Raw genomic sequence first — 12,820 nt, 5'->3', positions numbered from 1 at the left:
TGCCAATGAGACCCTGCAACCGATAGGCGAGCATCCGGAGAGGGATCGGAGAATAGGTCTATTCAAACGACCCCGCAGCACATAGCGTGGTGAAAACGGCCCGCTGACCTATCCGATTGGATATTCACCTGTCCGTCAGGAAGGCTTCATGCCATGGGTTCAATGATTTATTAACGCATTTGGGTGTGTTTGGGGGCAGGCGGAGGTTTGAAATGAAAGTTCTTATTGCTGACGACCACGAGCTTATTTTGGACACGCTCGTTGCCTTCATAGATGCAGCAGGCGGGATCGAGGTGGAGACCGCGCCGGATTTCCCAGCCGCGAAAACTTTGATTGAGAACGACGGAGCCTTTGATCTGGTTCTTCTGGACCTGAACATGCCCGGCATGAACGGGTTGGCCGGACTTGAAACCTGCATCGCTTTGGACGGTGCCCAGCATGTGGCCCTGTTTACCGGCGACACCTCGCGTGATCTGGCGCAACGCGCGCTAGAGCTTGGTGCAGCCGGTTTCGTCCCAAAAACTTTACCGGCTAAATCTCTGGTCAACGCGATCCGCTTTATGGCGATGGGGGAACAATACCTTCCTGCGGGTTTCATGAACGCAGAGCAGCCGGAAGACTCCCACCCCATGGCTCAAAAACTGACAGAGCGTGAGCGGCAAGTTCTGAAAGGGCTGACTGAGGGCAAATCCAACAAGGAAATCGCTCGTGATCTGGATCTGTCAGAGCCGACGATCAAACTGCATATGAAGACTTTGTACCGTAAAGTTGGTGTCAGCAATCGAACGCAGGCCGCCCTGGCCGCGCGCGAGGCTGGGTTGTTCTAGGCCTCACTATCCGAAGGGATAGGGGACGCTCCCAATCCCCTCGGCCCCTAGCCTGCTGAGCGAATGATCAGCAATCAGATGCGGTGTATCACCCTTGTAAGAAAGGGTTTTTCCATGCCGCAACAGATTTCGAACTCCTCTGAGTCCACGCGCGACATGCAATTTCTGCATTGGGTGCGCATTTCCCGATCCAATTTCAGAACGCTCGGGTGGCGTCGCTTCGTAAAGGGCGGGCGCCTTAGCGATGTAGGCCGCCTGCCCCGTTACGTGGCATTATACCTTCTTGGGGCGAGTTGCATCTGGGCCCCGATCAGCGGTTATTTGGCGACCGCGCCTGTCAAATACACCTCTCACGCATCATTGATCCTGCCAGGATCTGGCGCTTCGGCATCGGTCAATCTGGCCAATATCGGTCAGGCATCCTCATACGCGAATTCCGCCTTTGCCAACGGGTCAATCAGCCCGACCGAGACGTATAAACGTTTGTTGTCGGCCGACCGTATCCTCGACGCGGCAGCCAAGGCGGTAGAGGCTGACCGGGACGCGTTTGGAAAGCCGCGGGTGCAACTGGTCGATCAAACCAGCCTGATCCATATCGAGCTTCAGGCGGCCTCTCCGGCAGACGCTCAGCAATATGGTGACGCCTTGGTGGCCGCCTTTTTCGCTGAGATTGACGCCCTGCGCGCCGATGAAATTACCACTCGCGAGGCCAGCAATACCGGCGCGATCGAGGACTACACGCGCGCAATTCAGGCCACGCGGGCCGAGATCAAACAGCTGCAGTCGCAAAGCGGTCTGATATCGGTCGCGCAATACCAAGAGCAGGTCGCCGCTAATGACCGTGCAAAGCAGGAACTGCGAAAGCAGGAGAGCGAGCTGGCACGCCAATCGGAACGTGTCGCCGCGCTTCAAGTCGCGTTGAATCTGCCCTCTGACGCAGCGGCGGCAACGCTGAAACTCTATGCTGATGCGCAGTACCTATCGTTGCTTGAGGATGTGTCGGTGGGGGCTGCAAAGCTGGCGCAAGCCGACGCGACCTACGGATCGCGCCACCCAATCTATGTGAATGCCCAAAACGACTATGAAGGAGCGCGTTCGGTTGCTTTAAGACGCGCGGCGCAGGTGACTGGTCTTAAGGTCGAGCAGCTCGGTGGACTGGATCGCGCGCCGGAAGGGCAACGGGCGCAGTTGCTCAGCGAGTTGGTGCGCGAAGATGCCTTGCGCGCCGGATTGGAAGAGCATGTCGCGACACAGCGCGCACAAGTTCGTCTGGAAACCCTGCGCCTGTCAAACCTCGCCCCCATCGCCGCTGAATTGGAGGACCGGCAGAGAGATTTCGCCGTGGCAGAAGCCGTGTTCGCCTCTGCCATCGCTCGGTCCGAGTCGAAAAAAACCGATGTCTATGCCTCCTATCCCTTGATCCAAGTGCTGGAGAACCCGTCTCTGCCGACTCGCCCGTCTTCGCCGAACAAGAAGATCTCGATTGCCGCCGGGATCGTTGCAAGCCTTATGCTGCTGATGGGTTTGGTTCTGGCATGGATCCGAAACCCGCTGATCTCAAAACTGCTAAAAGACCAGAAAGAGGCCGCAGTTTGACGCGTGTGGCCCCTCAAACGCCAGCCGAAAAGATCGTCTGGTGTACGCTGATCTGGACATGGCCGTTCTACGGGCTTGGCGCGCTGTATGTTGTCGGTCCGGTGCTAGGTTGGATGTTGGCTGCGATAGCCGCGGTGTCACTTTATCTCGGCCCGGCGATCCGCTTGGATATGCGTGCAACGGGCCCTGTACCTGCTCTGGTCTGGATCTGGAGCGTTGGCATGCTGGTGATGCTGGTCTCACTATGGGCAGGCCACGCGGATTGGAACCTCGGCACCACCAATACGATCAAATCGAGTATCGGATGGGCAAAGGGTTGGGCGCTGATCCCGTTGTTTATCCTAGCAGGGGCGGTTTTGCCAATACGGCGCGAGGTTTTGGTCAGAGGGCAATGCGTGGTGGGCCTTTGGACCTTGTGCCTTCTGCCGTTGCTCATTGCCGCCCCCTATGCCGGTTTGCCGCATATTCTGTTTACATCTCCCCTTAAAGCAGTGGGCGGCCCGGGACCTGAATATTTCTCGGTCTACCTGTATACAATCGACCCCGCCAGCGGCACGCCGCGGTGGCAGTTCTTTGCGCCCTGGTCGCCATTCGCGGCCTTGTTGGGCGTCTGCATGGTCCTATTTGCCCTGGAAGAAAAGCACCGCAGCTGGAAGGTCATCGGCTTGGCTGCCGGAGTTGTGATGATCCTTATGTCCAAGTCCCGAATGGGCATGGTTGGATTGGTGATCTGCTCGCTGTCACCCAGCCTCTTGCCACTTGTCGCCCGCAGCTCGGGGTGGATTCTTTTGTCTGCAGTCACCACCGCCGTAGCCGTTTGGGGCGCAGTCTTTGTTGAGTTCGGCAACCGAGCCCTTTACAGCTTCAAATCCGCGCGCGCCGACAGTACCCGCGTACGCGAAACTCTGCAGCGTATTGCGTATGAGCGCTGGCAATCGGATGCGGTGGTTTTCGGGCACGGCACAGTCAGACCCGGAGCGCATCTTGTTGAGTACATGCCGATAGGCAGCCATCACACCTGGTACGGGTTGCTATTCGTGAAAGGGCTGACCGGATTTACAGCGTTTCTCGTTCCTTTCCTCGTTCACTTAGCAATCGTCACCCTGGACGCCATAAAGTCGGAACGCGGGAGGCTGCCGCTCGGACTGTTGCTCACAGTTCTCCTGCTGACCTTTGGAGAGAACGTTGAAATCCAAACCTATCTCCTCTGGCCGACTCTACTGATGCTCGGATTGCATTTGCGTGAGGTCAAATCATTGCGTCTGGGAAGCTGATGTGCCGCTAGGATTGTTGCGACGCCAGCGTAGTGTCAGCGGTCACTCTATTGGGTCGGGTCCTTCACTGCTGCTAGGGACATATTGACCATGTAAAGTGAGTACTTTCACATCGGGTATCCGCCCTGTTGGTTTTTTAACGGCTGCCGCAAAGCGCGGAAAGCGGACGTTCACCTAATACACTGGAAGGCAGGTTTGTCCGCAGAGCAGACACCCATTTAAGTTGCAGCGAAGGTCCGCTCCGAGCACATACTCACCAATGCTGCGCTTTGAACAAATGACCGCTACGTAGTCACCAGTGAAATCTGGATCCGCATATGCAACCAATATCTTGACTATGATTTCGGCGGTCCGGCTCAATCTAAAAACATCAAAATTCTGACCAATTATGCATATCTCAGATTTGTAAATGGAATACTCTATGCCAACCTTGGAGGAACCACATGACAGATTCTGATACGATTTCTCTTGGCTATGACCCCGATCCATCGCGTTCCAGTTCACTGCGAGCGGAGGCCTACACGGAAGAAAAGTGGTTTGACGCTGATCTCAAGGCCATCATCTCCAAGACCTGGCAGTGGGTCTGTCATGTGGAAAAAACCCGCGAGCCAGGGTCCTACGTTACAATCGAGATTGCAGGGAAGCCTATTGCCGTTGTGCGCGACAAGGAGGGCACGTTGCGCGCTTTCTACAACGTCTGCAAGCACCGCGCCCACGAACTGCTTTCTGGCGAAGGAAACACAACTCGGATCATGTGCCCTTACCATGCTTGGGTTTACAAGTTGGACGGGCAGTTGGCCCGCGCGCCCCACACCGAGAACCTTGAAGGTTTTCGCACGGATGAGATTTGCCTCGACGCGGTGCAAGTCGAAGAGTTTTGCGGATTTGTATTCGTCAATCTGGACCCAAAGGCACCCTCTTTGGCGCAGCAGTCAGGCAATCTGGAAACTGAAGTGCGCCACTGGGCACCGGACGTGGATCAACTGACCTTCGGGCACCGATTGACCTATGACATCAAATCAAACTGGAAGAACGTCGTTGATAACTTTCTTGAGTGTTATCACTGCCCGACGGCGCATAAGGATTTCTGTGATCTTGTTGACATGGATACTTACAAGGTCACAACCTATGGCATTTATTCCAGTCACATGGCCGATGCGGGAAACAGCCCCAATGCCGCATATGACGTGTCGAACGCTACGGTCAAAACCCATGCGGTTTGGTGGCTTTATCCGACAACTTGCCTGATGCGGTATCCGGGTCGGTCCAGCATGATCGTGCTCAACATCATCCCTGTCGGGCCGGACCGGACGTTGGAGACCTATGACTTTTTCCTCGAAACGCCTGAGCCCGACGCGATGGAGCTGGATGCCATTCGCTATTTGGATGAGGTGCTGCAGGTTGAAGACATCAGTCTTGTCGAATCTGTGCAGCGCGGTATGAGCACACCTGCTTTCACCCAAGGCAGGATCGTCAATGACCCGGATGGGTCGGGCAAATCTGAGCATGCGGTGCATCACTTTCATGGGCTGGTTCTGGATGCCTACGCCAAGGGTGCAACGTGACGCGGGCAAATATCCTTGTGATCATGGCGGATCAATTGGCCCCACATTTCACGGGGGCTTACGGGCATAGCGTTGCCAAGACCCCGCATCTTGATGCGCTAGCGGCGCGCGGGATGCGCTTTGATGCGGCCTATTGTAATTCGCCGCTTTGCGCGCCGTCGCGGTTCGCCTTTATGTCGGGCCAACACATCTCCCGTATCGCGGCCTATGACAATGCATCAGAATTCAAGGCGTCTGTTCCTACCTTCGCGCATTACCTAAAGTCGCTGGGCTATCGCACGTGCCTGTCAGGTAAGATGCACTTTGTCGGCCCTGATCAGATGCACGGGTTCGAAGACCGCGTGACGACCGATATTTACCCGTCGGACTTTGCATGGACGCCCGACTGGGAAGCCCCCGATGAGCGGATCGATAAGTGGTATCATAACATGCAGACCGTCAAGGAAAGCGGTCTGGCGCATGCGACGTTCCAGATTGATTACGATGATGAGGTTGGCTTTGCCGCCAAACGGTGGCTTTTCGATGCGGCACGTGACAAAGCGCTAGGGCATGATGCGCCCTTTGCGATGGTTGCCAGCTTCATTCATCCGCATGATCCATATGTCGCCCGCCCCGAATGGTGGAACCTCTATTCAGACGACGACATCGACATGCCGGCCTTTACGCCTGCTTTGGATGATCAGGACCCGTTCTCGCGCCGCCTGATGGATGGGATCGAAGCGTCCTATGTGCCGCTGACAGAGGAAGAGGTGCGCCGCGCGCGCCGCGCATATCTGGCGAATGTCAGCTACTTTGACAGCAAGATCGGCGAACTGGTTCAAACGCTCGAAGAGATTGAAGAGCTGGACAATACAATCGTGATCGTCACGGCAGATCACGGCGACATGCTGGGCGAACGTGGGCTGTGGTACAAGATGAATTTCTTTGAACATTCGGCCCGCGTGCCGTTGGTCATGGCGGGACCTGGCGTGGCGGTTGGGACAGCGCGAAACGCTGTGTCGCTCGTGGATATGTTGCCAACGTTTATTGAGATCGCTGGCGGTAGTGAAAGCATGATCGGCGAACCTATAGATGGCCGAAGCCTTATGCCCTTGGCGCGGGGCGAGGACGACCCCGTTGATGAGGCAATCGGCGAGTATTGCGCTGAAATGACGGGCTTTCCCGTCATCATGATCCGGCGTGGTTCATTGAAATACATCCACTGCGATAGCGATCCACCACAGCTGTATGATCTGAGCGTTGATCCGTTGGAGACAAGAAATCTGGCCTCCGACCTCAGTTACAATGAGGCCGCTCAAGCCTTTGCTGATGAAGTTGCCGCGCGGTGGGATGGCAAGGCATTGCGTACAAAGATCATTGCAACCCAAAAATCCCGGCGCGCGCTGCATGCCGCGATGGAAGCAGGCGCAAGTGTGCCTTGGGACTACAACCCACCATCCGACGCGAGCAAGCAATATGTGCGTAACGATATGGATTGGACCATTGCGGCCAAGCGTTACCGTTATCCCCCTTTGAAGGACCAAGACCAATGATGCTGAATGGAAAAATTGCCCTCGTTACAGGGGCAAGGGGTGGAATCGGACGTGCGATTGTGGCGCGTTTCGTCAAAGAAGGTGCGACAGTTTACGCCGCAGACCTGACGCTCGAAGGGTCACTGGACAGGCATGACGATGACGGCAGCCACTTTGTAAAGCTCGACGTAACAAAGGAGGCGGACGCAATCGCCGCGATGGATCAGGTCCGCAACGCTCATGGCAAGCTTGACGTCTTGGTGAACGCGGCAGGGATCGAGATTGAAAAGACGGTCGAAAACACCACGCTGGAGGAATGGAACCAAAGCTTTGCGGTGAATTCCACGGGTACTTTTCTAACCTCAAAATACGCCATTCCATTGATGCGCGAAGCCGCGAAATCTGGCAACAGCGCTAGCTTGATCAACTTTGGGTCTTACGATGGGTTCATCGCTGACCCCGGCCTTGCCGCTTATTGTGCAACCAAGGGGGCGGTGCATGCGCTAACCCGTGCAATGGCCTGCGACCATGGCCCTGAGGGTATCCGCGTCAATGCGATCTGCCCCGGCTATATTGATACTCCGATGCTGCAGAGTTTCTTCAACGGTGACGGATCTGGCGGCGGGGGGGGCAACATCGAAACACTTCAAAAAGCTGTCCGGGACGTGCACCCGATGCGTACCTACGGAACGCCAACGGACATTGCCAATCTGGTCAATTGGCTGGCCAGCGACGAGGCGCGCTATGCCTCTGGTCAGCTTTGGGTTTTGGACGGGGGGCTGTCTGCACAAGTGCAACAGATGAAATTGTAATGCCCAAGTCAGTCATCATCACCTGTGCGCCAACGGGCGGCATTCACACGCCGTCAATGTCGCCCCACCTGCCGATCACACCTGCCGAAATTGCAACAGCAAGCTTTGAAGCGGCAGAGGCTGGCGCGTCTATCATCCATCTGCACGCGCGACATCCCGAGACCGGCAAGCCAGATCCCAGACCTGAATTGTTTCAGCAATTTCTGCCTGTGATCAAACAATCCACTGACGCGGTGGTGAATGTCTCAACCGGCGGCGGATTGGGCATGTCGATGGACGAACGTCTGTTGGCCGCGACTTCGACGAGCCCGGAAATGGCCTCGCTCAATATGGGCAGCATGAACTTTGGCATCTTCCCGATGCTTCAGAAATACACGGAATTTCAGCACGATTGGGAACGTCCATTCCTTGAGATGACGGAAGACTTCATTTTTCCCAATACGTTCAAGACCATTCGATATGCGATTGAGAAACTGGGGGGTGATCATGGCACCAAGTTTGAGTTTGAATGCTATGATCTGGGCCATCTCTACAACGTCAAATGGTTCGTGGATCAAGGGCTTATCAAACCGCCGTTCTTCATCCAGATGGTCTTTGGCATTTTAGGAGGCGTTGGCGCTGACCCTGATCATCTGACCCATATGCACAATACGGCGGACAAACTTTTTGGCGCTGAAAACTATGAATGGTCTGTACTGGCAGCAGGACGGCACCAAATGCCTTTCGCTACACAAAGCGCAATGCGCGGTGGCAATCTGCGTGTCGGGCTCGAAGACAGTCTCTTTATCGGCAAGGGAGAGCTTGCCACATCGAATGCCGAGCAAGTGAGCCGCATTCGCACAATCATCGAAAATCTGGGCCTTTCAGTTGCGACACCGGCAGAAGCACGCGAACGCCTCGCACTAAAAGGCGGCGATCGGGTTGGGTTTTAGAGAGGACCACATGCAGACAAAGATGTTAATCAATGGCGAAATGGTTGAAGGGGGCGGCACGCCGATCTTTGTCGTGAACCCAGCCACGGGCGAAGAGATTTGCAAGATCAATTCCGCGACGTCCGAACAGGCAAGCGCTGCGGCCGCAGGGGCCCACGAAGCCTTTGAGACATTTGGCCAGACCAGCCCTGCAGAACGTTCTGAGCTTTTGACCAATATCGCAACTGTCTTGGAAGAGCATGTCGAGGAACTGGCAGAGCTGGAAAGCTTGGATGCCGGTAAGCCCTGGCCCTCGGCTTTGGATGACGAAATGCCGTTGACGCTGGACACATTCAAGTTCTTTGCCGGTGCGGCGCGCACGATGTCTGCCGTTGCTGCGGGCGAATATGTGGCCGGTCATACCAGCATGATCCGCAAAGATCCGGTTGGCCCCGTAGCCGCGATTGCGCCATGGAACTATCCGCTGATGATGGCGGCCTGGAAACTGGCAGCGCCATTGGCAGCTGGCTGCCCGGTCACGCTGAAGCCCTCGCAGCTGACGCCGCTTTCCACGCTGAAAGCCGCCGAGCTGATCGCAGGTGTTGCGCCCAAAGGGGTGGTAAACGTGCTGCACGGCCCCGGTCGTGAGATTGGCGAGCAGATGATCAACGATCCACGGACCGAGGCGATCTCGATCACGGGTTCCAACGCGACGGGTTCTGCCGCGATGGCTGCAGCCTCTCGTCAAATCCGCCATGTGCATCTGGAACTGGGCGGAAAAGCCCCGGTCATTGTTTTTGACGATGCTGATATCGATGCGGTTGCCGAAACTGTGCGCTATGGTTCGTTCTTCAACGCCGGTCAGGACTGTGCACAGCCCTGCCGTTTGCTTGTCGCTGATGAGGTCTATGACAAGGTCGTCGCCGCCGTTGTTGATCAGGTCAGCCAGATCAAAGTTGGGGCTCAAAAGGCCGAAGGCACCGAAATGGGGCCGATCATCTCGGCCGCGCAACGCAACGTTGTAGCGGGGTTTGTCGACCGAGCGCGCGATAACTGCGACGTTGTATTTGGAGGCAACATGATCGACGGACCAGGTTTCTTTTATGAACCCACCGTGCTGATAAATGTGGCGCATGATGCCGAGGTATTCTGCAACGAGATCTTCGGTCCTGTCGTGACCATCTCGCGGTTTGGCGACGAAGAAGAGGCGCTCAAGGTGGCAAATGCAGGCCCGTTTGGTTTGGCCTCATCCGTCTGGACCAACAATACCGGTCGCTCGATGCGGATGTCTTCGAAGTTGCGCTATGGCTTTACGTGGGTGAACACGCATGGTGTTGCCACGCCTGAAATGCCTTGGGCCGCGATGAAGAGCTCTGGCACTGGTTGTGATATGTCGGTCTACGCCTTGGACGCTTATACCGCCGTGCGCCATGTGATGGTCGCGCACTGATGCGGTTGGCTGGCAAACGCGCTTTCGTTACAGGCGGCAGGCAGGGCATTGGGCGCGCTATCGTAGAGGCCTTCATGGCCGAGAGTGCGGACGTTATCACCTGTGGTCGGGGACCAAAGCCGGATGGTTTGAGTACTGATTGGATATCTTTGGATGTGTCAGATGCCGTCGCCGTTGGCGAAGCTGCGCAAGAGCTGGGTGTATTGGACGTCATCGTAAACAACGCCGGCGTCCAGGTTGAAAAGACTGTTGTGGACAGCACTGATGCCGATTGGGATTTGGTTATGGGAGCGAATGCAAAGGGCGTTTTCAATGTATGCCGGGCACTCATTCCGCAAATGCAGGAGGGTGGCTCCATTATCAACATCGGGTCGATCTCGGGCAATGTCGCGGACCCGTCGATGGCACTCTATAATGCGTCAAAGTCTTTTGTGCACGGGCTCACCAGGTCCATCGCGGTGGATCACGGACCGGCAATTCGCTGCAATGCGATCTGTCCGGGCTGGATTGAAACCGGCATGCTAGATGCAGGGTTTGAGCTTGCCCAAGACCCTCAGAAAGCGAAGACCGACGCATTGGCACGGCACGCGGTCAAACGCTTTGGCAAACCTGCTGACATAGCAGCAATGGCTTTGTGGTTGGCCTCTGACGATGCATCGTTTGCAACGGGCCAATTGTTTACTGTTGACGGTGGCATGACAGCGGCCTCTCCTCTTAATCCGGGGTTGTTCTGATGTCTCAGATTGAAAGAACCGCCATTCTTGGAGCCGGCGTGATCGGGGCAAGCTGGGCCGCATTGTTCCTCGCCTCGGGCCGGAACGTAACTGTCTTTGATCCTGACGAAAACGCTGAGAACGCCGTGCGTTCCTACGTTGAAAACGCATGGCCTGCGCTGGAAGACCTAGGCCTAACTGAGCGCGCGACACCTGACGCCATCACCTTTGTGGCGACCGCTGCCGCGGCCGTCACAGAGGCGCAATTCGTTCAGGAAAACGCGCCTGAGCGGTTGCCCATCAAGCATGCAATCTATGCGGAAATTGAGCCCGCGCTGGCTGCTGACGCAATTGTCTCCAGCTCGACATCGGGTCTGACGCTCGAAGCGCTCCAAGAAGGGTGGCGCGATCCCGCGCCGCTTATTCTTGGCCACCCCTTCAACCCGCCGCATCTGATCCCGCTGGTGGAACTGACAGCGAATAAGGCCACCGGATCAGACATTCTGGACCGCACAGAAGCGTTCTACAATGACATCGGGAAAGTCACGATCCGCATCAAGAAAGGCATGCCGGGGCATGTAGCCAACCGGTTGCAGGCCGCAGTTTGGCGAGAGGCCGTTCATATGGCCGTTGAAGGTGTTGCCAGCGTCAAAGACATAGACAAAGCGATGTGGGCCGGACCGGGATTGCGTTGGGCCGCAATGGGGCCAACCACTCTTTTTCACTTGGGCGCGGGCGCAGGCGGTTTGCAGGCTTTTTGTGACCACTTCAAAGACACGTTCAACAGCTGGTGGGACGATCTGGGTGATCCACGCTTAGACGATGATGTGATCAGAAAACTGGTCGATGAAATGACAGCGCATGCACACGGGCAAAGCACCGAGGAACTCTCAGCGCAGCGTGATGAGATGCTCACAGCTATGCAGAAGGCTACGAGACACCTTCGGACCTGATGTCAGGCTTGAACATTGGCCAGGCGCGAAACTCGAACGGCACACGACCTTCAATGCGATCAGCAGTGGGCGTCAGGCCGAACCGGTTGCGGTAAGCGCGGCTGAAATGCACTTGACCGTTGAACCCCGACGCCTCTGCAATCTCGCTGAATTTCAGCTCGGTTTGCGTGACGAGGCCACGCGCTCGATCAAGGCGGATATCTCGGTAGTATTCAACGGGTGACTTTTGGACATACTGCCGGAACAATCGGCCCAGTTGCCGCTGCGAAACGCCTAACTGTTGAGATATAGCGGGAATTGACAACGTGGTCTCCAAATGCGCTTCCATAAGGTCGATCGCATCCCGGACAACGCCAGATGTTACATACCCAAGCGGTTCCACATCCTTGGGGTTTTGTGACTGACCTTCCCCACGCACATCATGGTGAAACAGATACCGCGCTGAGGCGTTCGCGATGCTTTCGCCAGCTACGGAATGGACAAATCTCAAGCCAAGGTCGGTTGCCGCTGATCCTCCACAACATGTGAAGATCTTGCCATCTGTTACAAACATGTTCTCAGATACCGTCGTGTCCGGTGCAATTTCGGCGAAGGCATCGATGTGCTCATAATGGACCGTCGCAGTTTTGCCCTTTAGCAATCCAGCCTGCGCGAGCACAATTGCACCCGTATCCAACCCACCAACTATTGCACCGCCTGCATCCCATTTTTGAAGAGCCGCCTTGAACTGGCGTGTCCCGTGGCGTTCAGGCGTCCAGCTTGTACTTACGAGAACGAGCCAAGGCTTGCCCCTGACCACGTTTGCCAAAGGGGCAGTATCAACCACCAGGCCGCTGCTGGATTCGATGTGACCACCAACCTCCGAAACATAGGTCCAGGAAAACCGCACTAATCCTGACAGGTAATTCGCAGTTCTAAAAGGATCGATGAAAGATGTCGTTGCCGAAACGTTGAAATGCGGGCTCACCAAAACAACGATGCCTAACGTTTGATCAATTGATTTCGCCATGGCTGATTTTGTAAAGTAAGGTCCAAAAATATCAAATCGATTTCTTTTCTTTCATTTGTTTGGTGTCTCTTAGAGATCCAAAACCAACAGCTTGCCGGGGACAGAAAGCAGTCCTGCAGTAGTTTAGAAGCACCACAAGCAGACCTTGGCGCAAATTTGACGAAGGCCCGCTCTGTCCGCATAGCGGTCGTTTGTTGCA

11 protein-coding genes are annotated in these 12,820 nt (G+C 55.8%); 10 read left to right on the top strand and 1 reads right to left on the bottom strand.

Features of this window, described 5'->3' with window-relative positions; all coding sequences use genetic code 11:
• Nucleotides 1–212: 212 nt before the first annotated feature.
• From ACR0B8_RS08515 to ACR0B8_RS08470, 10 genes are all read left to right on the top strand, one after another.
• Nucleotides 213–827, top strand: coding sequence for a response regulator transcription factor (locus ACR0B8_RS08515; protein WP_170350203.1), 615 nt, complete (start codon nucleotides 213–215; stop codon nucleotides 825–827).
• A 114-nt stretch (nucleotides 828–941) separates the two neighbouring features.
• Nucleotides 942–2,423: a GumC family protein gene (locus tag ACR0B8_RS08510; protein ID WP_226688871.1), complete on the top strand. Its 1,482-nt coding sequence runs from the start codon at nucleotides 942–944 to the stop codon at nucleotides 2,421–2,423.
• 5 nt (nucleotides 2,424–2,428) lie between these two features.
• Nucleotides 2,429–3,697 (top strand): O-antigen ligase domain-containing protein, encoded by a 1,269-nt coding sequence (locus ACR0B8_RS08505; protein WP_480658445.1) that lies wholly within the window; start codon nucleotides 2,429–2,431, stop codon nucleotides 3,695–3,697.
• 443 nt (nucleotides 3,698–4,140) lie between these two features.
• Nucleotides 4,141–5,262: an aromatic ring-hydroxylating oxygenase subunit alpha gene (locus tag ACR0B8_RS08500; protein ID WP_480658406.1), complete on the top strand. Its 1,122-nt coding sequence runs from the start codon at nucleotides 4,141–4,143 to the stop codon at nucleotides 5,260–5,262.
• Entirely contained in the window at nucleotides 5,259–6,794 is a 1,536-nt protein-coding gene (gene betC, locus ACR0B8_RS08495; RefSeq protein WP_170359469.1) for a choline-sulfatase, read from the top strand. The genes ACR0B8_RS08500 and betC overlap by 4 nt, the downstream gene beginning before the upstream one ends.
• On the top strand, nucleotides 6,791–7,585 hold the full coding sequence (locus ACR0B8_RS08490; RefSeq protein WP_170359467.1) for an SDR family NAD(P)-dependent oxidoreductase: 795 nt from the start codon (nucleotides 6,791–6,793) through the stop codon (nucleotides 7,583–7,585). Before betC ends, ACR0B8_RS08490 begins: the two co-directional genes overlap by 4 nt.
• Nucleotides 7,585–8,517, top strand: coding sequence for a 3,5-dioxohexanoate:acetyl-CoA acetone transferase (kce, locus tag ACR0B8_RS08485; RefSeq protein WP_170359465.1), 933 nt, complete (start codon nucleotides 7,585–7,587; stop codon nucleotides 8,515–8,517). Before ACR0B8_RS08490 ends, kce begins: the two co-directional genes overlap by 1 nt.
• 10 nt (nucleotides 8,518–8,527) lie before the next feature.
• The gene (locus tag ACR0B8_RS08480) at nucleotides 8,528–9,946 is read left to right on the top strand and encodes an aminobutyraldehyde dehydrogenase (RefSeq protein WP_170359463.1); all 1,419 of its coding nucleotides are present in this window, start codon (nucleotides 8,528–8,530) and stop codon (nucleotides 9,944–9,946) included.
• Complete coding sequence (locus ACR0B8_RS08475; RefSeq protein WP_170359460.1) at nucleotides 9,946–10,680, top strand: SDR family NAD(P)-dependent oxidoreductase; 735 nt, start codon at nucleotides 9,946–9,948, stop codon at nucleotides 10,678–10,680. The genes ACR0B8_RS08480 and ACR0B8_RS08475 overlap by 1 nt, the downstream gene beginning before the upstream one ends.
• Nucleotides 10,680–11,612 (top strand): 3-hydroxyacyl-CoA dehydrogenase NAD-binding domain-containing protein, encoded by a 933-nt coding sequence (locus ACR0B8_RS08470; protein ID WP_170359458.1) that lies wholly within the window; start codon nucleotides 10,680–10,682, stop codon nucleotides 11,610–11,612. Before ACR0B8_RS08475 ends, ACR0B8_RS08470 begins: the two co-directional genes overlap by 1 nt.
• Here the strand turns inward: ACR0B8_RS08470 and ACR0B8_RS08465 are convergent.
• Complete coding sequence (locus ACR0B8_RS08465) at nucleotides 11,590–12,438, bottom strand: GlxA family transcriptional regulator (RefSeq protein ID WP_226688868.1); 849 nt, start codon at nucleotides 12,436–12,438, stop codon at nucleotides 11,590–11,592. The genes ACR0B8_RS08470 and ACR0B8_RS08465 overlap by 23 nt on opposite strands.
• Nucleotides 12,439–12,820 lie beyond the last annotated feature (382 nt).

Source organism: Ruegeria sp. BH6 (assembly GCF_056538105.1).
The sequence above is the reverse complement of the archived record's forward strand: the minus strand, read 5'-3'. Positions and strand labels throughout refer to the sequence as shown.